Origin of the sequence: Sphingomonas sp. S-NIH.Pt15_0812 (assembly GCF_003951315.1) — a bacterium.
Taxonomy (GTDB): Bacteria; Pseudomonadota; Alphaproteobacteria; order Sphingomonadales; family Sphingomonadaceae; genus Sphingomonas.
On record NZ_QLJH01000006.1, the window covers coordinates 13,904 to 34,028 of the forward strand.

Annotated in this window: 22 protein-coding genes, 1 tRNA gene and 1 pseudogene; 7 read left to right on the forward strand and 17 right to left on the reverse strand. The window is 68.2% G+C overall.

What is annotated here, in order from left to right:
* Positions 1-9 precede the first annotated feature (9 nt).
* Positions 10-714, reverse strand: coding sequence for a Crp/Fnr family transcriptional regulator (locus tag BRX43_RS05640; protein ID WP_241214794.1), 705 nt, complete (start codon positions 712-714; stop codon positions 10-12).
* Positions 715-910: 196 nt separating this feature from the next.
* On the opposite strand from BRX43_RS05640, the gene BRX43_RS05645 reads away from it, so the two are divergent.
* A tRNA-Arg gene (locus BRX43_RS05645) sits at positions 911-987 on the forward strand.
* A gap of 141 nt (positions 988-1,128) precedes the next feature.
* Here BRX43_RS05645 and BRX43_RS05650 read toward each other — a convergent pair.
* The 4 genes and pseudogenes from BRX43_RS05650 to BRX43_RS05665 all read right to left on the reverse strand — a co-directional run.
* Positions 1,129-1,698: pseudogene (locus BRX43_RS05650) on the reverse strand (M23 family metallopeptidase); the annotation flags it as partial.
* 273 nt (positions 1,699-1,971) lie between these two features.
* Complete coding sequence (locus BRX43_RS05655) at positions 1,972-2,766, reverse strand: ferritin-like domain-containing protein (RefSeq protein WP_125993890.1); 795 nt, start codon at positions 2,764-2,766, stop codon at positions 1,972-1,974.
* The gene (locus BRX43_RS05660) at positions 2,763-3,218 is read right to left on the reverse strand and encodes a peroxiredoxin (protein ID WP_125993891.1); all 456 of its coding nucleotides are present in this window, start codon (positions 3,216-3,218) and stop codon (positions 2,763-2,765) included. Before BRX43_RS05660 ends, BRX43_RS05655 begins: the two co-directional genes overlap by 4 nt.
* Positions 3,215-5,893: a bifunctional [glutamine synthetase] adenylyltransferase/[glutamine synthetase]-adenylyl-L-tyrosine phosphorylase gene (locus tag BRX43_RS05665; RefSeq protein WP_125993892.1), complete on the reverse strand. Its 2,679-nt coding sequence runs from the start codon at positions 5,891-5,893 to the stop codon at positions 3,215-3,217. Before BRX43_RS05665 ends, BRX43_RS05660 begins: the two co-directional genes overlap by 4 nt.
* A 58-nt stretch (positions 5,894-5,951) precedes the next feature.
* Here BRX43_RS05665 and BRX43_RS05670 point away from each other — a divergent pair, with 58 nt between their 5' ends.
* Positions 5,952-6,131, forward strand: a complete 180-nt coding sequence (locus BRX43_RS05670; protein WP_206433120.1) for a hypothetical protein — start codon at positions 5,952-5,954, stop codon at positions 6,129-6,131.
* Between the two features lie 188 nt (positions 6,132-6,319).
* Here the strand turns inward: BRX43_RS05670 and BRX43_RS05675 are convergent, their stop codons facing one another.
* The 3 genes from BRX43_RS05675 to BRX43_RS05680 form a co-directional block, all read right to left on the reverse strand.
* Positions 6,320-6,967: a sigma-70 family RNA polymerase sigma factor gene (locus tag BRX43_RS05675; protein WP_125993894.1), complete on the reverse strand. Its 648-nt coding sequence runs from the start codon at positions 6,965-6,967 to the stop codon at positions 6,320-6,322.
* Positions 6,968-7,054: 87 nt separating this feature from the next.
* Positions 7,055-7,192 (reverse strand): hypothetical protein, encoded by a 138-nt coding sequence (locus BRX43_RS20215; RefSeq protein WP_164523539.1) that lies wholly within the window; start codon positions 7,190-7,192, stop codon positions 7,055-7,057.
* Between the two features lie 98 nt (positions 7,193-7,290).
* Positions 7,291-8,085, reverse strand: a complete 795-nt coding sequence (locus BRX43_RS05680; RefSeq protein ID WP_125993895.1) for a response regulator — start codon at positions 8,083-8,085, stop codon at positions 7,291-7,293.
* A 240-nt stretch (positions 8,086-8,325) separates the two neighbouring features.
* On the opposite strand from BRX43_RS05680, the gene BRX43_RS05685 reads away from it, so the two are divergent.
* The 4 genes from BRX43_RS05685 (at position 8,326) to BRX43_RS05700 (ending at position 11,761) form a co-directional block, all read left to right on the forward strand.
* Positions 8,326-8,526: a NepR family anti-sigma factor gene (locus tag BRX43_RS05685; RefSeq protein WP_164523540.1), complete on the forward strand. Its 201-nt coding sequence runs from the start codon at positions 8,326-8,328 to the stop codon at positions 8,524-8,526.
* A gap of 102 nt (positions 8,527-8,628) precedes the next feature.
* Positions 8,629-10,164, forward strand: a complete 1,536-nt coding sequence (locus BRX43_RS05690) for a sensor histidine kinase (RefSeq protein WP_125994004.1) — start codon at positions 8,629-8,631, stop codon at positions 10,162-10,164.
* 261 nt (positions 10,165-10,425) lie between these two features.
* Positions 10,426-10,560 (forward strand): entericidin A/B family lipoprotein, encoded by a 135-nt coding sequence (locus BRX43_RS05695; RefSeq protein WP_125993896.1) that lies wholly within the window; start codon positions 10,426-10,428, stop codon positions 10,558-10,560.
* A 112-nt stretch (positions 10,561-10,672) separates the two neighbouring features.
* On the forward strand, positions 10,673-11,761 hold the full coding sequence (locus BRX43_RS05700; protein WP_125993897.1) for an AI-2E family transporter: 1,089 nt from the start codon (positions 10,673-10,675) through the stop codon (positions 11,759-11,761).
* 15 nt (positions 11,762-11,776) lie between these two features.
* Here the strand turns inward: BRX43_RS05700 and tatC are convergent, their stop codons facing one another.
* The 8 genes from tatC to argS are packed head-to-tail and all read right to left on the reverse strand — an operon-like array spanning position 11,777 to position 18,026.
* Positions 11,777-12,562: a twin-arginine translocase subunit TatC gene (gene tatC, locus BRX43_RS05705; protein ID WP_125993898.1), complete on the reverse strand. Its 786-nt coding sequence runs from the start codon at positions 12,560-12,562 to the stop codon at positions 11,777-11,779.
* The gene (gene tatB / locus BRX43_RS05710) at positions 12,559-12,960 is read right to left on the reverse strand and encodes a Sec-independent protein translocase protein TatB (protein ID WP_125993899.1); all 402 of its coding nucleotides are present in this window, start codon (positions 12,958-12,960) and stop codon (positions 12,559-12,561) included. Before tatB ends, tatC begins: the two co-directional genes overlap by 4 nt.
* A gap of 29 nt (positions 12,961-12,989) precedes the next feature.
* Positions 12,990-13,235, reverse strand: coding sequence for a twin-arginine translocase TatA/TatE family subunit (locus BRX43_RS05715; protein WP_125993900.1), 246 nt, complete (start codon positions 13,233-13,235; stop codon positions 12,990-12,992).
* Between the two features lie 28 nt (positions 13,236-13,263).
* Positions 13,264-13,830 carry an SMC-Scp complex subunit ScpB gene (gene scpB / locus BRX43_RS05720; RefSeq protein WP_125993901.1) on the reverse strand — a complete coding sequence of 189 codons (567 nt, stop codon included), beginning with the start codon at positions 13,828-13,830 and terminating at the stop codon, positions 13,264-13,266.
* Positions 13,827-14,552: a ScpA family protein gene (locus BRX43_RS05725; RefSeq protein WP_125994005.1), complete on the reverse strand. Its 726-nt coding sequence runs from the start codon at positions 14,550-14,552 to the stop codon at positions 13,827-13,829. The genes scpB and BRX43_RS05725 overlap by 4 nt, the downstream gene beginning before the upstream one ends.
* A 7-nt stretch (positions 14,553-14,559) precedes the next feature.
* Positions 14,560-15,558 (reverse strand): beta-N-acetylhexosaminidase, encoded by a 999-nt coding sequence (gene nagZ / locus BRX43_RS05730; RefSeq protein WP_125993902.1) that lies wholly within the window; start codon positions 15,556-15,558, stop codon positions 14,560-14,562.
* 14 nt (positions 15,559-15,572) lie between these two features.
* A complete protein-coding gene (locus BRX43_RS05735; protein ID WP_125993903.1) occupies positions 15,573-16,298 on the reverse strand; it encodes an SPOR domain-containing protein in 726 nt (241 codons plus the stop codon).
* Positions 16,299-16,301: 3 nt separating this feature from the next.
* Positions 16,302-18,026, reverse strand: a complete 1,725-nt coding sequence (argS, locus tag BRX43_RS05740) for an arginine--tRNA ligase (RefSeq protein ID WP_125993904.1) — start codon at positions 18,024-18,026, stop codon at positions 16,302-16,304.
* Positions 18,027-18,216: 190 nt separating this feature from the next.
* On the opposite strand from argS, the gene BRX43_RS05745 reads away from it, so the two are divergent.
* The gene (locus BRX43_RS05745; protein ID WP_125993905.1) at positions 18,217-18,504 is read left to right on the forward strand and encodes a hypothetical protein; all 288 of its coding nucleotides are present in this window, start codon (positions 18,217-18,219) and stop codon (positions 18,502-18,504) included.
* Between the two features lie 426 nt (positions 18,505-18,930).
* Here BRX43_RS05745 and BRX43_RS05750 read toward each other — a convergent pair whose 3' ends face one another.
* On the reverse strand, positions 18,931-20,097 hold the full coding sequence (locus BRX43_RS05750) for a deoxyguanosinetriphosphate triphosphohydrolase (protein WP_125993906.1): 1,167 nt from the start codon (positions 20,095-20,097) through the stop codon (positions 18,931-18,933).
* Positions 20,098-20,125: the final 28 nt, after the last annotated feature.

Genomic DNA, 20,125 nt, shown 5'->3' on the forward strand with positions numbered 1-20,125 from the left:
GAAAGCCTCTTATGCTGTTCTCGCCAGCGCCTCGGCCACCTTTTCCGGATGATTGCCATAGAGATAGCCGGGCTCGAACTCGCCCAGCGCGCGCAGCCGGGGACGATCGAGGATGGTCACCGTGCCGTCACGAAACAGCATCAGTTCCTGTTCGCGCAACGATCGCAGCACGCGATTGACATGGACGTTGGTCAGCCCGCTCGCCTCCGCCAAGTCCGCCTGGATGAGCGGCAGGCTATAGGTGCCGCCGCTGCTCAGCCCGACCATGGCCAGTCGCTCCTCCAGCTCGCAGATCAGATGGGCGATTCGGCCGTCCGCGCCCAATCGACCCAGCCGGAAGATCCATTCGCGATGCATCGCCGCGTCGAGCAGGGTCGAGAACCACAGCATTCGTTGCAGCTTCGGCCGGGGCGCGAGGATGTCCTCCAGCACGCCATGTTTCCAGATCGCCACCTTGGCCGGGCCGATCGTCGCGATGTCATGGTCCAGCCGACCCATCGGGAAGCCGTGCAGGTCAACAAAGTCGCCGGGAACGTGAATGGCGACCAGCTGTCGATGCCCGGCGCGGTCGTCCATGTATCGGCACAATATGCCCTCCAGCAGCAATGTGCTTTCCGCCACCGGCTCTCCCGCACGGACGAGCGTCCGCCGGGTCGGCAGGTCGCGAATGGCGCTGGCCGAGCGTTCGAGTACCGCGATGTCGTCGCTGTCCATCTGGTCGCGACGTCGACCCAGAAGGAATTTCGCTGTGACCTGCCCGTCCACCAATATCCTCATGCCTCCGCCGGCCCGGCATTGAAACGGCATGAGCATCACTTCTGTTCCGCAGGAGTAACGAGTAGGGCCTCGAACGTTCCAAGCCGGTTGATTTCACCCCCGCGCATGCTTAATCCCAGCCATGTCCGGCACGGATCCCGTAGCTCAGCAGGATAGAGCGTCCGCCTCCTAAGCGGAAGGCCCCCGGTTCGAATCCGGGCGGGATCACCAGCGGTAGGCTGCCGGGCCACATCCTGGATCCGCTCGGCGGAGAGACGCTCCCGATCCCTACGTTCCACACCGACGATAGCGGGATCGATCAGTTGGGTTTCGCGACATTGCCCCGGACGGGGCAGGACGATCGAGCGTCGCTCAGTCCTGCGCGGCCGGACCCTCGGTCGACACCGGGATCTGGTGCACGGTCGCCGATTGCGAGGCGAGCAGATAGTCGGCGGTGGTCAGGAACGGGATCGGGTTGACCGCATGGCCATCGATGCGGACCTCGTAATGGAGGTGCGGGCCGGTCGAGCGGCCCGTCGAGCCCATCAGCGCGATCAGCTGGCCACGGTGAACGCGGGCGCCATTCTGGACGATGATCTTGGACAAATGGCCGTAACGGGTGGCGATGCCCTTGCCATGGTTGATCTCGACCATGTTGCCATAGCCGCCCAGGCGGTCGGCATGGTCGACGATGCCGTCGGCGGTGGCGTAGATCGGCGTGCCGGTGGGCCCCGGAATGTCGACGCCGGCATGCATCGCGGCGGTGCCCCGGAACGGGTCGCTGCGAATGCCGAAATTGCTGGTGAACTTCAGGCTGGTGACCGGCTGGACCGAGGGAATGGCGATGACGCCGTTGCCACCCTGGTCCAGCTTCTTCCAGGTCTGGAACAGCGACTTGAACTGCGCATCCGCCTTGAGGTCGGCCAGCGCCTCGGCACTGGCGGCGGGGATGAAGGTGCCCCCCGAGGGCGGAGCCGGAGGCGCGGCGGGCGCTTCGGCGGCATGGGCGGTGCCGGTAGCGGCGAGGCCGAGCAGCGTGGCGATCATCATCGAACGGCGGGCGCCGGCGCGAAGGACGGCGGCCGACAGAAGCGAATTGGTCATCGAACCCCAATGCGAAGCGCCGTGTCCGCGTCATCCCGCGAACCGGCTCGGAACACCTGAACGACTTGCAGCCCCACCGCTCGCCGAACGCCCGCCTTGTGACCCGATGCATCAGCGCGCGGCAATAGGCCCGTAGAAGTCCCGCGTCAGACCGGCAGACTGGCGCGCCGAGTCGTTGAACGGAGGCTTAATCACACCGCGGAAAAATCTGCCTACCAGCCTCTGCCACTCCGGCGCGGGCGGAATGCCGGCATTCGCACAGAGATAGCCGAACCATTTCGCCCCGAATCCGACATGGCGAATCTCGTCGGTATAGATGCGATGGAGGATTCGCGCCGAGGCCATGTCCCCCGCCGCCTCGAACCGGGCGACCGTTTCCGGCGTCACGTCCAGGCCGCGCGCCTCCAGCACCATCGGCACCACCGCCAGACGCGCCGCCGGGTCATGCGCCGTTTCCGCCGCCGACTCCCACAGGCCGGCATGAGCCGGCAGCGCGCCGTACTGGCTGCCGAGCGCCTTCAGCCGGCGATCGAGAATGGCGAAATGCATCGCCTCGTCCGCGCCGACCGACAGCCAGTCGTCGACATAGGTGCGCGGGAACTGCGCGCCGAACCGCCCCGCCGCGTCGAAGGCCAGATCGATGGCGGAGAATTCAATATGGGCCAATGCGTGGAGCAGCGCGATCCGCCCGCGCTCCGATCCGCCGCGCCCGCGCTTGGGCATCCGGTTGGGCGGCAGCAGTTCGGGCCGGGCGGGCCGCGCCGGCTGGTCGGGCATCGCCACGTCGAACCGCGCCAACAAATCCCCGCGCTTCCACGCCCGCGCCGCCGCGCGTGCCAGCCGCACCTTGTCGCGCGGTTCGGCCGCGTCCAGCACCTGGCGGCAGGCGGCGGCGATCGTCGTCATGCGGAAGCGGCCAGATCGCGCGCCGCTGCCAGTACCGCCTCGGCATGGCCGGGCACCTTCACCTTGCGCCATTCGCGCACCAGCGTGCCGTCCGCGTCGTACAGGAAGGTCGCGCGTTCGATGCCCATGTACGTCCTGCCGTAGAGCTTCTTCTCGCCCCACACGCCGAATGCCTCGCAGGCGACACCGTCGGGATCGCTGGCCAGCTCCACCGCCAAGCCATGTTTGGCGGTGAACTTGCCATGAGCGGCCAGACTGTCCTTCGACACGCCGATCACGCGGACGCCCGCCTGGGCGAAGTCCGCCGCCAGCGCGGTGAAATCCTGCGCCTCACGCGTGCAGCCGGACGTATCGTCCTTCGGATAGAAATAGACGACGAGCGGCACGCCGACCCGGCCGAGCGCGATCGGCCCGTCCTGCCCCTCCACCGTCACTGCCGGAATCTTGGTCATGCGATCGTCTCCCACCAGGTCGCGACCTCCTGCCGTGCGACGGCCAGCTCCGCAACCATGTGCGTCCAGTCGTCGCAGCCGACCGCGCGGGCGATCAGCGCACGAGTCGCCTCCGCCGGCTCGGCCGCGTCAGGCGCCACCAGTCGCATCGTGATCAACAGCCGGGCGAGCAGACGATAGGCGGCCGGCAGGTCCGCCGGCGCGAGGCTGGCCGCGACCATCCGCTCCACGGCGCGGCCCAGATTGGGGTCGAACCCGTCACGATGCAGCAACTGGCGGGCATGGAGCGCGAATTCCAGGTCGACCAGCCCGCCCGGCAGCAGCTTGACGTCGAGCGGCCCCGCCGCCGGCTTGTGCCGTGCCATCTCCGCGCGCATCGACCGGGCCTCGTCGACCACGTCGCGGGTCGGTCGATCCCCGGCCAGCACGGCATCGATGATCGCCTGGGTCGCGGCGCGGGCGGCAGGGGAACCGAACACCGGTCGCGCGCGGGTCAGCGCCATATGCTCCCAGGTCCAGGCTTCCTCGCGCTGGTACCGGGCGAAGCTGTCGAGCGACACCGCCAGCGGCCCCTGCCCGCCCGAGGGCCGCAGGCGCGTATCGACCGGATAGAGTGGCCCCGCCGCTGTCGGCACCGACAGCGCCGCCGTCATCCGGCTGGCCAGGCGATTGTAATAGAGGGTCGCGCCGAGCGGCTTGGGCCCATCGGATTCGGCCCGGAAATCGCCGGTGAACAGATAGACCAGGTCGAGGTCGGAGGCATGGGTCAGCACGCCGCCGCCGAGACGACCGAGCGCCAGCACCACGAACTCGCTGTCCGGAACCGCCCCATGCGCACGGCCGAACTCCGCGATGGTCGCTTCGGCCAGGACCTGGACCGCCGCCTCGGCCACGCGCGCATAGCCCGCGCCCACCGCGAGCGGATCGGCCGCGCCCGCGACGATCTGTACGCCAAGCGCGAAGCGGGTCTCTCCGACCACGCGGCGGACATGGTCGAGCCGCTGCTGGTAATCGCCGACATCGCCGCCGCGCATCGCCTGGGCCAGGGCCGCGACATCGCCGACCTCGTCCAGCGCGGACGAGTCGATCAGGCCGTCGATCAGCGCTGGCCGGCGCGCCAGTTCGTCGGCCAGCGGCACGGCATGGGCCAGGATGCGGGCGAGCAGGTCGGCCAGCCCCGGCCGCGCCTCCAGCAGTCGGAAGATGTTGATGGCGCTCGACATATGTTCGAACATACCGTCCAGCTTGCCGAGCGCCGCATTGGGATCGGGGGCATGGCCGATTGCCTCGACCAGGGTCGGCAGCACTGCCTCCAGCGCGTCGCGCGCCGCGGCGCTGCGCAGCGACGGGTAAAGACCGGACCGCCATGCCGTGATGCGCTGCGCCGCCGCCGCGCCGTCGCTGAAGCCGTACGCGGGCAGCGCCGCGCTCAATCCCTGCGGATCGCGCGACAGGCCGGCACGCTTGGCATCGTCGAGCGCGTCATAGACCCGGCCGACCCGCTGCACCGAGGGACGAAGCCGGTCGAGCAGCGCGGCTCCATCCGCCAGCCCGTGCAACTGTGCGACCGCGTCCAGGCCCTCGCCCGAGGGCAGGCGATGGGTCTGCCGATCGTCGATCATCTGGACCCGGTGCTCGATCGTGCGGAGCAACGTATAGGCCTCGGCCAGCGCCTGGGCGTCACTCACCTCGATCCAGCCGGCGATCGCCAGTTCGGTCAGCGCGTCCCGCGTCGCCGGCGCGCGGAGTACGGGGTCGCGGCCGCCATGGATCAGTTGATGGATCTGCGCGAAGAACTCGATCTCGCGAATGCCGCCGCGGCCGCGCTTCAGGTCATAGCCGGGACCGAAGGCCTGTCCCTGCGCATGATGATCCCGGATGCGGTGCGACAGCGCCCGAATCTCCCCGACCGCGCCGAAGTCGAGCGTCCGCCGCCAGACGAACGGCCGGATCGAATCGAGGAAGCGCCGGCCCAGCGCCACATCCCCCGCCGCCGCCCGGGCGCGGATGAAGGCGGCGCGCTCCCAGGTCAGCGCCTGGCTCTCATAATAGGCGATCGCGCCGCCGACCGGGATGGCGATCGGCGTCACCTCCGGCGAGGGCCGCAGCCGGAGATCGACGCGCAGCACATAGCCATCGCCGTCGCGGGCCTGGAGCAGCTCCACCGCACGCCGCGCGATCCGCACCGCCGCCTCTTCCGGCTCCTCACGGGCGCGGCGGGGCAGCGTCGCCGGGTCGAAGATCAGGATCGGGTCGATATCGGAGGAATAGTTGAGCTCGCGGCTGCCCTGCTTGCCCAGGGCGATGGCGGCGAAGCCGACCGGCTCGGCATCCGGATAGCGTTCGGCGATCGCCGCACGGATCGCCCGGTCGAGCGCGGCATCCGCGAAATCGGTCAGCGCGGCCGTGACCGAAGTCAGGTCGAACAGGCCGGCCAGATCGCCGAGCGCCACCTGCAAGGCCAGCGCCCGCCGCTGCCGCCGCAATGCCTGCGCGACGGGCCGGTCCGGGTCGTAGGCGAGCAAGGCCGGGTCCAGCCGACCGGACGCCGCCGCCTCCGCGATCGCCGGCTCGCGATCGGTCAATAGAGCCAGAAAGGGAGAGTGACGGCGCGCCCGCTCCAGGGCGAGCGGCAGGCGGGGATCGTTGGCGATCAGCGGCAGCGATTCGAACATCGCCCCCGACCTGACACAGATCGCAACGAAGACCCACTCCGCACGTTATGATGGCATGATGTCCCCTAGTTCCTTGCTCGCGGAGACCAGCGGTGGCGAACAGATCGTTCGGCGGCCCCGTCCGGCCGACGCGATCGGCGCCGCGTTGCGCGACGCCTATGGTGGGACGGTCGCGACGCCGGAGGACATGCTGCGCCTGTTGCGGCGGCTGAATGGTAGCACGCGGCTGAATAGCTGACGCAACCTGCCTAGCGCAGTGTGGGTTAGCAGCTTCAACGGGCAGTGATTACCCCTAACGGTCGCCACTTTTGACGTTGTAAACGCGTTCACGCGCATCGCCACCAAGCGCCTGTTCTCGCAGGAGCAATGGAGGCGACGGCTATCTTGGATGAAGTCAGCCGGCGAAACCCAACCAGCCCTACGCCTTCAGCGTCCGCGGCTGAGGTGGTCTACGTCGCCCATGATCGAGTCGAGCGCCGTCTTGTTCGGGTCGGTCTCATGATCCCGCCGCGACGGGAGCGCACCCTCGCTCAGCAGGGCCTCCAGCGCGACGCGGCCACGCGCGACGCGACTTTTGATCGTGCCGACCGCGACCTGACAGATCTCGGCCGCTTCCTCATAGGCGAAGCCGCCCGCGCCGACCAGGATCAGCGCCTCGCGCTGCGGCTGCGGCAGATGCATCAGGGCGCGCTGCATATCGCCCAGTTCGACATGGCGATCCTGGCTGGCAGGCGCGGCGAGGATGCGGTCGGCGACCAGATCGTCCCACTCGCCCTTGAAGCGCGCGCGCCGCATCTGCGACAGGTACAGATTGCGCAGGATGATGAAGGTCCAAGCGCGCATATTGGTGCCCGCCTGGAAGCGCTTGCGCGCCGCCCAGGCCTTGAGCAGCGTTTCCTGCACCAGGTCATCCGCGAGGTCGCGACTGCCGGACAGCGACCGTCCGAAGGCGCGCAGGTGCGGAATGACCTGCGCCAGCTGCGTCTTGAATTCCGGGTCGGACAGCGAAACATGCTCGACCGGAGCCTCCATGGGCTCGGGAGCATCGTCGTCGCGCAGCATCGCTTGAGTCATTCGTATCCGATCTTAGAGCTCGGCACGGTTCCCCGCCCCGGCAGAAAATAGTCATCACGATCCGACTTTACCAGCCGGGAGCCATATTTAGCGGAAAACGATCACCGCGAAGATCACGATCACCAGCGCCAGCGAAATCGGCAGGATGTACCGCGTCATATGCGGGGTGGATCCGGCGCGCGCCTCTTCGGTGCTGACATGGATGGGGTCTTCGGGATCGGCCATGATGATAAAACCCCTTGGGATCGTTTTGGCTCCGTAACCCTTCCACCTTTTCCGCGTCATCGGGGCGGACGCCGTCGCCCGCCCCGATGATATTACGGTCAGGCCGGCACGGTCGACTGGTCGAAGAACAGCGCCTGGCTGATCGCCGCCTTGACGGTCGAGCGCTGGAACGGCTTGGTGATGAGGAAGGTCGGCTCCGGCCGCTCGCCGGTGAGCAGACGCTCCGGGAACGCGGTGATGAAGATCACTGGCACCTCGAACTCGGCTAGGATGTCCTTCACCGCGTCGATGCCCGAGCTGTCGTCGGCCAGCTGGATGTCGGCGAGCACCAGGCCCGGCCGATCCTCCATCGCCAGGCCGACCGCCTCGTCACGCGTGACGGCGACGCCGGTCACGTCATGACCCAGGTCGCGGACGATCGTCTCGATGTCCATCGCGATGATGGGCTCGTCCTCGATGATGAGCACGCGGGCGCGGGTCTGCTGCTCGATCTCGGCCAGCGCCTCGGACACGAGCCGCTCGACCTCGTCGGTCTCGACATCGATCAGATAGGCCGCGTCCTCGGGCGTGAAGCCCTCCATCGCGGTCAGCAGCAGCGCCTGGCGCGACAGCGGCGTCATCCGGGAGAGGCGGGCGCGGGTCACCGCCTCGGCGCCGATCGCCTCCGGCTCGTCGCCCAGTTCGTCATAATTGGCCGAGGACCAGATGCCCTGGAACATCCGGTACAGGCCGAGGCGCGGATCGACATCGCGCGGAAACTGGTCAGGCGCCGCGACGATCGCCTCCAGCGTGGCGCGGACATATTGGTCGCCATGGGTCTGGCTGCCGGTCAGCGCCCGGCCGTAGCGCCGCAGGAAAGGAAGGTGCGGTGCGAGTTGCTGTCCAAGCGACATGAGCGTTAAAAACTCCCTGGAGACTGATCGGCCCTTCTGTGTACGAAGGGTATGCTGTGGCAATGGTCGGGCGAACGTCCGATTTTTCGGAACGCTGTTGGAACCATCGAGAGCATGTTTGGTTTCACGGCGATGTTGAACCATTGCCGACATTTCGGCACGTCGCTGCACGCCCCTCGGTTTGAGCGGGCTTAGGGGGAAGTTTTCGGGTTGGGTCAGGATAGCGAGAAACCGGCTGCGATGCGGGACACCATTCAGCAAGAGGGCGTGCGCAGCACCCCCGCCGATGCCCGCGCGACCGGCCGGACGACCGGTCGCGCCGCACAGCCGGACGAGACCAAGGATCGCGAGATGGGTACGGCGTTGCGCTCGGTCTATCAGCGGACCGTCGAGGAACAGATTCCGGACGACCTGCTCGACCTGCTCGGCAAGCTGTCCTAACGCCGGGCGATGCCCGATCCCACACTTGCGGTCTCGACACTCCCGCCGACGCAAACCGACACCGCCGACGCCCTGAACGCCGAACCGGCTCTGCCCGGCGGGATGTATCGATTCGGCCGGTTGCCGACCGGGGCGAAGCTCTTCCTGATCCTCAGCGGCGCGTTGCTGCCGCTGGCGCTGATCGCGGTCGTCGCGACGCTCCAGATCACGCGGCTGACGGATGCCGAGGCGCGTTCGCGCCTGCGCATCGCCGCCAACGAAAGCGCGCGCGCCATCGCCGTCGAGCTGGTCGGCGACATGAACGCGTTGCGGGTCGCGGTGAACGCGCTCGGCGCCGATCCGGCAGACGCGCCAAGCTGCGCAAGGGCGCAAGGCGTCTTCGCGCAACAGGCCTCAGCTGGTGCACGGTTCGAGATCGCCGACCGCCAGGGCCGCTTGCTCTGCGGCGAGCACATGCCGCAGCCCGTCGACATGGAGGCGGACGAACCCGTCAACGCCGCCGTCCTGCCCGGCAAGGGGCTGATTCTGTCGCTGACCGGCGGCCGGTCGGACGTCACCGCCCGCGCCTTCTTCCCGCAAAGCTTCCTTCGCAAGCTCGGCCGGCCGACCAGCCGCGCGACCATCTTCTCCAGCGAGATGCTGCTCGACGACCAGACGCTGGCGCTGGAACCGGCGCCGGGTGACGGGGCGTTTCAGCGGCGAGAGGAATTACGCACGCCGCTCGGCATAGCTGACCTGGAACTGCGAACCCGGATGCCCAGTGCGCCGGTCACCTCCTCGCTGATCGTCGCATTGCTGCTGCCGCTGCTGATGTGGGCGGCGGCGGCGGGGATCGCCTGGCTGGTCGTCGACCGGCTGTTGCTGCGCCCCTTGCGACAATTGCGCGCCAGCGTCGCCACCTATGTGCCGGGCGAGGTGATCGACTCGCGCGCGACCAGCCTTCCCGCGCCGGAAATCCGCGAGCTCGGCGAGACCTTCCGATCGATCAGCCAGACGGTGGCCGATCACGAAGCGGGGTTGGAGGAGGGATTGCGCCGCCAGACCAAGCTGACGCGCGAGGTCCATCATCGGGTGAAGAACAATCTTCAGGTGATCTCCAGCCTGATCGCCTTCCATGCGCGCGGCGCGCGGAGTGCGGACGCGACTGGCGCCTATGCCTCGATCCAGCGCCGGGTCGATGCGCTGGCGGTCGTCCATCGCCATCATTTCGCGGAGATGGAAGTCAATCGCGGCCTGAACCTCCGCACCATGGTGGGCGAACTCGCCTCCAACATCCGCGCCACCGCGTCGGAACGGGCCCATGCGATTGGCATCACGCTGGATGTCGACGCCTTTCTGGTCAATCAGGACGTGGCGGTCGCCCTGGCCTTCCTCATCACCGAGATGATCGAGCTGGCGACGAGCTGCGACCCCGCCGCGCAGATCCGTGTCTCGATCAAGCCCGACGAACAGGCGGAGCGCGCCGTGCTGCGCGTTGTGTCGCGGGCACTGGTCGATGGCGACCTGCTGCGCGAGCTGGCGAGCACCCGCTATGGCCGGGTGATGGAGGGGCTCTCGCGCCAGCTCCGATCGAAGCTCCACCACGACCCGCTGACCGGGGCCTATGAGATCGCCTTTTCCGTCACTGGGCGCGACTGAAAAAACTTCGCGCGACCATGGAACCGGCCGGGCGGAGGCGGGTTTTACAGCACGGATCGCGACCTTATGCCCCCCCGCTCTCGCGATCCACGACATAGGCCTGAAGGCGTCACCCCTCCCCCCCCCCGGTGACGCCTTCAGGCCTTTAACCTTTTCGGGCATCCCCAATCTTCTTTCAGTCAGCGCATCGGCCATATCGTTTGCGGAACGAAAAAGCCGGCGGATCATTGCGTTATCGGCATCTACATACTGGAGGTTCTTATGCGTAAACTGGTTGGTCTCGCCATCGTCGCTAGCGCGTTGCTCGTTTCGGCCTGCAACACGATCGAGGGCGCCGGCAAGGATGTGAGTTCGGCGGGCAAGACCGTCGCCAAGACGGCCGACGACGCCAAGTAAACGCTAAGGCGACATGACAGGAGCCTCCGAACCCGCCAGGGTTCGGAGGCTCCTTGCGTTTCCGGCTCAGCTCCATCACCCCCGCGACATTATATTTGAAAGGCTAGGCCGAATGACCACCGACGGACGCCGGATCGAACAGGGCGGACTGATCCTGTTCCTGGTGCTTGCCAGCATCGGGCTCTTGCTGATCGTCTCCAGCTTCATCGGCGCACTGCTCTGGGCGGCGCTGGCAGCGTTGCTGTTCCAGCCGTTGTTCCAGCGTCTTCTACGCCGCTGGCCGGAACGGCGGACGATGGCGGCGGCGGTATCGCTGCTCATCATCACCGTGGCGGTCGTCATCCCCGCGCTGATCGTCGCCAGCCTCGTCATCGACCAGTCGGTCGGCGTCTATGCGCAGATGCGCTCGGGCAATATCGATTTTGCGCTCTACTTCCACCAGGTCCACGACGCCTTGCCCGACCGTATCCAGAATCTGGTCGACCGGTCCGGCTTCGACAGTTTCGAACGGGTCCAGGCCAAGCTGTCGCAGGCGGTGAGCAGCAGCGTCAGCACCATTGCCCGCCAGGCGCTGTCGATCGGGGCCAATGCCGCCTCCTTCCTGCTGGCGTTCGGCGTCGGCCTCTACGTCACCTTCTTCCTGCTGCGGGACGGCGATTCGATCGGCCCGGCGGTGGTCCGCGCCCTGCCACTCCGCCGCGACGTCGCCGAGCGGCTGAGCGACAAGTTCGTGGCCGTGGTGCGCGCCACGATCAAGGGATCGGGCGTCGTCGCGCTGGTGCAGGGCGCATTGGGCGCCGCGACCTTCTGGATCGTCGGCGTGCCGGCGGCCTTGCTCTGGGGCGTGCTGATGGCGATCACGGCGCTGCTGCCGGCGGTCGGCCCGGCGATCATCTGGACGCCGGTCGCCATCTATCTGCTCGCCACCGGCGCGATCTGGCAGGCGGTGGTGGTGATCCTGTCGGGCGTCTTCGTGATCGGGCTGGCCGACAATATCCTGCGCCCGATCCTGGTCGGCCGCGACACGGGACTGCCCGACTGGATGGTGCTGGTGACGACGCTGGGCGGCATCGACCTGATCGGCCTCAGCGGCATCGTGGTCGGGCCGCTGGCCGGCGCGCTGTTCATGACCGGCTGGCAGATCCTGACCGAGGACCGCCGCGCCGAGCCGGTACGGGTGAATAGCGAGGCGGGCGGCTGATCGCCGCACCGCCCTTCAATCCTCCGCGCGTAGGGTGGCCCCCTCCCGCGCGCGGCGGCGCTCGGTGAACCAGATGCCGATGATCGCCAGTTCGTAGAGCAGGATCAGCGGCACGGCGAGCAGCACCTGGCTCATCAGGTCGGGCGGAGTCAGCACCGCCGCGATCGCCGTCGCGCCGACGATCGCATAGCGCCGCGCCTTGATCAGCCCCTGGCGCGAGACGATCCCGGCCCGCTCCAGCAGCATCAGCAGCACCGGCAGCAGGAAGGACAGGCCGAAGCCGAACAGGAACTGCATGATGAAGGACAGGTAGTTGCCGATCGCCGGCAGCGCCTCGCGCTTCACGCCGCCGACCACGCCATCGAAGCCGAGCAGGAAGTGCAGCGCCATCGGGATGGCGACATAATAGGCCAGCGCGGCCCCCAGCGCGAACAGCAGCGGCGTCGCGAACAGGAAGGGCAGCAGCGCGCGCCGTTCCTTGCGATACAGACCCGGGGCGACGAACTGCCAAAGCTGGTTGGCGATGATCGGAAAGGCGATCATCATCGCCGCGAAGAAGGCGACCTTCACCTGGACGAAGAAGGCCTCGAAAATCTCGGTATAGATCACCGTCCCCTGCCCCGCGCGCAGCAGCGGCTGGACCAGGAAGGCGAAGATGCGGTCGGCGAAATAGAAGGAGATGGCAAAGGCCACCGCCAGCGCCGCGATGCAATAGAGCAGTCGACGGCGCAATTCGATCAGATGGTCGAGGAGCGGCGCGCGGCTGGCATCGACCTCGTCGAGATGTTCGGTATCACTCACGACGCGGCCCCTTCGGACTTGCCGGGCGCGGGCGTATCCGCCGGCGCGACCTGGGGCTTTTCGACCATCACCGGCGCGGCATGGCCGTGCGGGTCGTCCTGTGGGGGAGCGGCGTGCCCCGCCTCCGCCGACGCGTCGGGGATAGGATCGGCCGGGGGCGGTGCGGGATGTTCGCGCATGATGCGCTCATTCTCCGCCGCCCAGCGCTTCTCCATCTCCTCCAGTTCGGCCTCGCGGACCATCTGGTCGAAGCCCGAGCGGAACTGGCGGGCGACGCCGCGCGCGCGTCCCACCCAATAGCCAACCACCCGCATCGCCTTGGGCAGGTCCTTGGGACCGATCACCACCAGCGCCACGATGGCCACGAGCATCAGCTCGGTCGGCGCGATATCGAACATTCAGCCGCGCCCCAGCGGAGAGGACAATATCAGCGGTCGTCGCGCAGCGTATCGCGGGTGCGATTGCCGTCCGGGTCGAAGGCGGGCTCCGCCTTGCTTTGCGCCTCAATGCGCTTGGCGGGCTTGGAGGTGTCATCCTCCTCGGCCATGCCCTTCTTGAAATTCTTCACACCCTTGGCGACATCGCCCATCAGGTTCGAAAATCGCCCGCCGCCCAAGAGCAGGATGGCGACGACGGCGAGAACGAGCAGATGGATCGGGCTGAAGCTGCCCATTGGCTTAACTCCTGAAGACACCCTGCATCTAAGCGCTATCGCCGGGCTTTTCCAGCCGCTCCGTGGAAAGATCGACCGGATCGAGCAGACCGGCCGCGCGCAGATCGTCGATCCCCGGCAGATCGCGCCGGCTGGCCAGGCCGAAATGGGTCAGGAAGGCCGGCGTGGTGGCATAGGTCAGCGGTCGGCCCGGCACCTCGCGGCGGCCGGCGGGCCGAATCCAGCCCGCCTCCAGCAGCACGTCGAGCGTCCCCTTGGAAATCTGCACGCCGCGGATCGCCTCGATCTCCGCGCGGGTGGTCGGCTCGTGATAGGCGATGATCGCCAGCGTCTCGACCCCCGCCCGCGACAGCGACCGCCGCTCCTCGCTGGTGCGGCGGAGCAGATGCGCGAGATCGGCCGCCGTCTGGAACAGCCAGCGGTCGCCGCGCCGGACCAGCTGGATGCCGCGTCCCGCATAATCGGCCTGCAATTGCGCCAGGGCCGGGCGGGGGTCCGCCGCCACATGGGCGCGGATCGCCTCGACGGTCAGCGGCGTCTCGGCGGCGAACAGCACCGCCTCCACGGCGCGGACCAGAGCGTCGGGCGGGGTCATGCCGGCGCACGGAGGAAGAGCGGCGCGAACGGCCCGGCCTGGCGCAACTCGATCCGCCCCTGTCGCGCCAGTTCGAGCGCTGCGAGGAAGCTCGATGCGATCGCCGATCGCCGCAACACCCCGGCGGAGGGCGGCAGGAAGCTTTCCAGCGCGCGCCAGTCGAGCGTCACGCCGAGAAGCGCCGAAATTCGCTCCAACGCCGCCTCCAGCGTCATCACCTGGCGGTCGGCGACGACATGGAAGACCGGCCGGGTGCGCGCCGATATCCGGCCATAGGCAGCGATCAATTGATAGAGGTCGACCTGCCAGTCGGCACGGCGATCGGTGCGCAGCCCCTCGGGCATCCCCCGCGCGAAGACGTCCCGACCCAGCCGGTCGCGCGCGACCAGCCGCGCCCCCGCCTCGCGCATCGCGTCCAGCCGTTCGAGCCGCATCTGAAGTTGCAGCGCCAGCAGTTCCGGATCGGGGTCCGGATCGGCCTCGCGGGGCAGCAGCAGCGCGGATTTGAGATAGGCCAGCCAGGCCGCCATCACCAGATAATCGGCGGCCAGCTCCAGCCGCAACGCCGCCGCCCGCGCGACGAAGGCGAGATATTGCTCGACCAGCGCGAGGATCGAGATGCGGCGCAGATCGACCTTCTGGCTTCGCGCGAGATTGAGCAGCAGGTCGAGCGGCCCCTCCCAGCCATCGAGGTCGAGGGTCAGTTGCTCCGGTTCGGCCACCGCCCGGTCACGCCGCCGCAAGCAATGCGTCGCGCTCGGCGAACAGCGCGGCCACCTCGCCTTGTCCCGGAGCCGGCATCGCCTCGGCCAGACGCCGCATCGTTGCCGGCCCGGCGGGGGGAAGGTCCTCGGCCAGAGCCTCCCATTGCTCCGGTGTCGCCGCGCAGCACAGCGCCAGATCGCACCCTGCCCCGATCGCCGCCCCGGCCCGCGCGCGCAGGTCTCCGTCCAGCGCGCCCATGTGCAGATCGTCCGACAGCAACAGGCCCTGAAAGCCCAGCCGCTCGCGAATGACGGTCCGGACGATCGTCGGCGACAGCGTCGCCGGTCGTGCTTCGTCCCAGACCGGGTAAAGGGCATGGGCCGTCATTCCGGCCCTGGCCATCCCGGCCAGCGTGCGAAAGGGTGAGAGGTCGGCGGCCAGCGATTCGTCATTGGCCTCCACCACCGGCAGCGCATGATGCGGATCGCAGGTCGCGCGGCCATGGCCGGGCCAGTGCTTGACGATCCCGGTGACGCCGCCCGCCGCCAGTCCGTCGAGCATCGCGCGACCGAGCGCGGCGACCTGCATCGGCTCCGCGCCCAGGCACCGATCGGCCAGTGCCGCCGTTGTGCCGGGCCGGGCGAGATCGAGCACCGGCGCGGCGTTCATCGTGATGCCGCCCTCCGCCAGCATCCGCCCGACCGCCTGGCCCTGCGCACGCAGCGCCCGGATCGCGGTCATCGGCGCCCGGACATAGGCTTCGGCGAAGCGGGCGGCCGCCAGCGTCTCCGGCCAGTGCGGCGGCCGCAGGCGCGCGACCGGCCCGCCCTCCTGGTCGATCAGGATCGCCAGGTCGGCGCGCGCGCTCAGGTCACGCAGATCGTCGGTCAGCGCGCGAAGCTGCACGGGATCGACGATGTTGCGCGCGAACAGGATGAATCCGGCCGGCGCGACCCGGCGGACGGCCGCGCGCTCCGCCGGCGTCACCTGCGGACCGGCCAAGCCGACGATGATCGGCGTCATCGCTCCGGCCCCGATCAGCTCGCGACGAAGCAGCTTTCGCCCGCGACCTTCAACCGGCCGCAGAGCTGCGCCGCCTGGTTGGCGCTGCCCGCATTGACGCGCAGGCGATAGAGCGTCTTGCCGTCCTTCGCGACCGGCTGCACCACCTTGCCCAGGGGCGCCAGATAGCTGAACCGCTTGGTGAAGCGGTCCCAGGCTGCGTTGGTCAGGCTTTCCGAGGGATAGGCGCCGAGCTGCACCAGCGATCCGCCCGGCACGGGGCCGGCGGGGGCCGGACGCTCGCTCATCGGCGTGGCGGCGACCAGCTTGCCGGCAGGCGCGGGAATGGCGGCGCTGGCGCTGCGACCCGCTGCCACGCCCTGGGTCGGGCTTGCCGACGCGGCGGGCGTCGCCGTCACCGGGGCCTCGGGGATCGCGCTCAGGTCGATCGCGCCGGTGCCGGCCGCCTTGCCGTCGCTGGTCGCGACCGCGGCATCGCCCTCGCCTTCCACCTTCAGGCCGCCGGGTTCGACCGGCTTGACCTTATAGGGATTGGGCTCGGCCGCGATCAGCTCGCCATTGCCGCCGGCCGTGCGGTGCCAGATATTGACCACGGCGAAGGCGATGCCCGCGACCACCACCAGCACCAGCACCACATAGGCGACGAAGCGCAGGATCGACGATCCCTCTTCCTCGTCGGGATCGACGGTCTCCAGCCAGGGCAGCCGGTCCTCGTCGCGCAGCGATAAGTGGTCGACCATAAATCAGTTCATCTCCGACACGGCTTCGACGCCCATGATCGCCAGGCCATTATGGATGATCTGCCCGATTCCGGCCGCCAGGAAAAGCCGCGCGCGCGTCGCCTCGGCATCCTCCACCACCAGGAAGCGGCGGTCCGGCCGATCGTTGCCGACATTCCACGCCGCGTGGAAGGCGGCGGCGAGGTCGTAGAGGTAGAAGGCGATGCGGTGCGGCTCGCGAGTCGCCGCCGCCGTCTCGACGATGCGGGGGAATTGCGCGGCCAGCTTGACCAGGGCCAGTTCCTCCGCGTCGAGCCGCGAAAGATCGGCTTCGCCGCCGGTGATCCCCGCCTCGGCGGCGCGGCGATGCAACGAGGCGATGCGGGCATGGGCATATTGCACGTAGAAGACCGGATTGTCCTTCGACGCCTCGACCACCTTGGCGAAGTCGAAGTCCATCTGCGCATCGGCGCGCCGGGTCAGCATGGTGAAGCGCACCACGTCCTTGCCGACCTCGCGCACCACATCGGCGAGCGTGACGAAATTGCCGGCGCGCTTGGACATCTTGACCGGCTCGCCGCCGCGCAGCAGCCGCACCATCTGGATCAGCTTGACGTCGAAGCGGGTCTGCCCGCCGGTCAGCGCCGCGACCGCCGCCTGGATGCGCTTGACGGTGCCGGCATGGTCCGCGCCCCAGATGTCGATCAGCTGGTCGGCGGATTGCGCCTTCTGATAATGATAGGCCAGGTCGGCGCCGAAATAGGTCCAGCTGCCGTTCGACTTCTTGATGGGCCGGTCCTGGTCGTCGCCGAACGCGGTCGAGCGGAACAGCGGCAGTTCCACCGGCTCCCAATCCTCGGGCGTCTCGCCCTTGGGCGCTTCCAGCACGCCGTCATAGACGAGATCGCGCGCGCGCAGCTCGGCCTCCGCCGCCTCGGGCTTGCCGGCGGCCTGCAACTCGGCCTCGGAGGAGAACAGGTCGTGATGGATGCCGAGCAAGGCCAGATCGGCCTTGATCAGGTCCATCATTGCCGCGACGGCGCGGGTGCGGAACAGCGCCAGCCATTCCCCCTCGGGCGCGGCGGCATAGCGATCGCCGAATTTGACGGCCAACGCCTCGCCGACCGGGACCAGATAGTCGCCCGGATAAAGCCCTTCGGGGATCGTCACCGACTGCCCCAGTGCCTCCAGGTAGCGGCAATGCACCGAGCGGGCGAGCACATCGACCTGGCCGCCGGCATCGTTGACATAATATTCGCGGATCACCTTATGCCCGGCGAACTCCAGCAGGCTGGCAAGCGCGTCGCCCACCACCGCGCCGCGGCAATGGCCCATGTGCATCGGCCCGGTCGGGTTGGCGGAGACATATTCGATATTGACGGTGACGCCATCGCCCGTGGTCGAGCGGCCATAGTCCGCGCCCCCCGCATGGACGGCGGCGAGTTCGTCGCGCCAGCTGTCGTCGGTCAGCACCATGTTGATGAAGCCCGGCCCGGCGATGTCGACGCGGGCCACCTCGGGCAGCTTGCGCAGCGCGGTCGCCAGCGCCTCCGCCAGGTCGCGCGGCTTCGCGCCCGCCGCCTTGGCCAGCACCATCGCCGCATTGGTCGCGAGATCGCCATGCGAGGCGTCGCGCGGCGGCTCCACCGTCACGTTGCGGCGGTCGATCCCGCCCGGCAGCACGCCAGCAGCGGTCAGGGTGTCGAGCGCGGCATCGATATGGGCGGCGAAGCGGGTGTAGAGCGTCATGGTCGTCCGATACTGGGTGGAGCCCAAGCCCTTAACGCCAAAGCCCGGCAGGCTCAAACGCTGTTGCATTTCCTGCATCCAAGCGCGGAGCCTTTGCAGTTGCGGATATGCTGCGTTGCAATAATTTGGCCTTCAACGGTCACGCGGCGGACGAAACGCTCTTCCGCCCTTCTCCAACGGGACAGACATCATGCGCAAGATCAGCATCTTCGCCGCGGTTGCGGCTACCTTCACCGCGTCGGCCGCCTTCGCCGCGCCGCAGGAGCACCGCTTCACGCATGAGGGTCAGACCTATGTCTACACCGCCGACGAGGATCATGGCGCGAAGGTCATCTCCGGCCACCGCGTCGAGGACGGCAAGTCGTTCCGCCTGGTCGTGCGCAACGGTCGCGTGACCGGCCGTTCGGGCGAAGCCCCGGTCGCCTTCCGCGTCGCCGATGCGGCGGGCGCGGCAAAGGACGCCAATTCGGCCCTCTGATCTTCGCGATCTCATATTGCATGCCGCCAGCCTATCTGGTGGCGTGGGTAACAGGGGGCTGCCGGGTGACCGGCGGCCTCTTTTTTTGCCTGGACGATTGTGTTCGTGAGAGATCGCGAAGAGGATCGGGTTCGTGGAGAGGCGCAGGGACAGCCGGCGGGCATTAGCGCGGAATCATCATTTGGAACCCGCTGACATAACCTTGACTTGGGATCGTCATTGCGAGCGCAACGAAGCAGTTCAGGGCGTCACGCGCGGCCATGGATTGCTTCGCTGCGCTCGCAATAACGGCTTGGTCCAAGCCAATTTCGTCCTGCTCCAAGCTAGCGATAAGGGAAACCGGCGAGCCGCCGGACGGACGGCCTCGGCATCGCCTGCGCCTAAAATCCGTTTTCTCTTCGCCGACTCGTATGAACGAAGAAACGCTCAGAAACCTTCGGGCAAGTCGATCGGCCCCACCAGTTCGCGGTACCGGGTGATCGCATAGCGATCCGTCATCCCCGCGATGAAATCCGCGATGTGCCGGCTGCGCGCCGGCTCCGCCTGCGGCAGGCGCTCCCGCCATTCGACCGGCATGGCGGCGGGATCGGCCGAATAGGTCGCGAACAGCCCGCTCACCACGTCCCGCGCCGCGTCCGCCGCCGCGAGCTGGACCGGGTGATGATAGAGATTGGCATACATGAAGCGCTTGAGGTCGCGCTCCGCCGTCCGCATCTCCTCGGAAAAGCCGACCAGGGTCCGGCCGGCGGCCCGGACATCGGCCGCATCCCGAACCCCGCCATCGGCGATCCGCGCCTGCGTTTCCGCGAGCAGGTCGGTGACCATCGCCCCGATCTGCGTCCGCACCAGCTCGCGCGCCAGCCGCACCGGATGGCCGTCCGGGAAGCGCCGCCGCACCCCGTCCCAGGTCTGCGCCACCACCGGCACCGCCAGCAACTGGTCCAGCGTCAACAGGCCCGCGCGCAAGCCGTCGTCGATATCGTGATTGTCATAGGCGATATCGTCGGCGATCGCCGCGACCTGCGCCTCCAGCGAGGCATGGTGCCCCAGTTCGAGCGGAAACTCCGCATCCGCCTGCGCCAGCGCCCAGCCGGGATGACGGACCGGGCCGTTATGCTTGGCCAGCCCCTCCAGCGTCTCCCAGCTGAGGTTGAGCCCGTTCCACAGCGGATAGGGGCTTTCCAGCTCGGTCAGCACCCTGAGCGTATGGCCATTATGGTCGAAGCCGCCGGCTTCGGACATCGCCGCCTTCAGCGCATCCTCGCCGGCATGGCCGAAGGGGGGATGGCCGATGTCATGCGCCAGGCACAAAGCCTCGGTCAGGTCCTCGTTCAGGCCCAGCGCGCGCGCGATGGTCCGGCCGATCTGCGCCACTTCGATGCTATGGGTCAGGCGGACGCGGAAATGGTCGCCGTCCGGCGCCATGAAGACCTGCGTCTTGTGGCGCAAGCGACGGAAGCTGATCGAGTGGATGATCCGGTCGCGGTCGCGCTGGAACGCGTCGCGCGGCCCCCGGACCTGGCCGTCACGCTGCTCGTCATGCCGCCGCCCCCGGCTTCGCGCCGGGTCCGACGCCCAGGGTGCGATCGTCACTCTGCCATTCCCCCGTTGGATATCGGCG

Coding starts and splice junctions, on each gene's coding strand:
- BRX43_RS05735 (WP_125993903.1), bottom strand. CDS start 16,298: ATGGTCGACCACTTATCGCTGCGCGACGAGGACCGGCTGCCCTGGCTG.
- BRX43_RS05690 (WP_125994004.1), top strand. CDS start 8,629: ATGTATCGATTCGGCCGGTTGCCGACCGGGGCGAAGCTCTTCCTGATC.
- BRX43_RS05715 (WP_125993900.1), bottom strand. CDS start 13,235: ATGGGCAGCTTCAGCCCGATCCATCTGCTCGTTCTCGCCGTCGTCGCC.
- BRX43_RS05660 (WP_125993891.1), bottom strand. CDS start 3,218: ATGACCAAGATTCCGGCAGTGACGGTGGAGGGGCAGGACGGGCCGATC.
- BRX43_RS05655 (WP_125993890.1), bottom strand. CDS start 2,766: ATGACGACGATCGCCGCCGCCTGCCGCCAGGTGCTGGACGCGGCCGAA.
- BRX43_RS20215 (WP_164523539.1), bottom strand. CDS start 7,192: ATGGCCGATCCCGAAGACCCCATCCATGTCAGCACCGAAGAGGCGCGC.
- BRX43_RS05670 (WP_206433120.1), top strand. CDS start 5,952: ATGTCCCCTAGTTCCTTGCTCGCGGAGACCAGCGGTGGCGAACAGATC.
- tatB (WP_125993899.1), bottom strand. CDS start 12,960: ATGTTCGATATCGCGCCGACCGAGCTGATGCTCGTGGCCATCGTGGCG.
- BRX43_RS05680 (WP_125993895.1), bottom strand. CDS start 8,085: ATGTCGCTTGGACAGCAACTCGCACCGCACCTTCCTTTCCTGCGGCGC.
- nagZ (WP_125993902.1), bottom strand. CDS start 15,558: ATGACGCCGATCATCGTCGGCTTGGCCGGTCCGCAGGTGACGCCGGCG.
- BRX43_RS05665 (WP_125993892.1), bottom strand. CDS start 5,893: ATGTTCGAATCGCTGCCGCTGATCGCCAACGATCCCCGCCTGCCGCTC.
- scpB (WP_125993901.1), bottom strand. CDS start 13,830: ATGACCCCGCCCGACGCTCTGGTCCGCGCCGTGGAGGCGGTGCTGTTC.
- BRX43_RS05700 (WP_125993897.1), top strand. CDS start 10,673: ATGACCACCGACGGACGCCGGATCGAACAGGGCGGACTGATCCTGTTC.
- BRX43_RS05640 (WP_241214794.1), bottom strand. CDS start 714: ATGGACAGCGACGACATCGCGGTACTCGAACGCTCGGCCAGCGCCATT.
- BRX43_RS05685 (WP_164523540.1), top strand. CDS start 8,326: ATGCGGGACACCATTCAGCAAGAGGGCGTGCGCAGCACCCCCGCCGAT.
- argS (WP_125993904.1), bottom strand. CDS start 18,026: ATGACGCTCTACACCCGCTTCGCCGCCCATATCGATGCCGCGCTCGAC.
- BRX43_RS05745 (WP_125993905.1), top strand. CDS start 18,217: ATGCGCAAGATCAGCATCTTCGCCGCGGTTGCGGCTACCTTCACCGCG.
- BRX43_RS05675 (WP_125993894.1), bottom strand. CDS start 6,967: ATGACTCAAGCGATGCTGCGCGACGACGATGCTCCCGAGCCCATGGAG.
- BRX43_RS05695 (WP_125993896.1), top strand. CDS start 10,426: ATGCGTAAACTGGTTGGTCTCGCCATCGTCGCTAGCGCGTTGCTCGTT.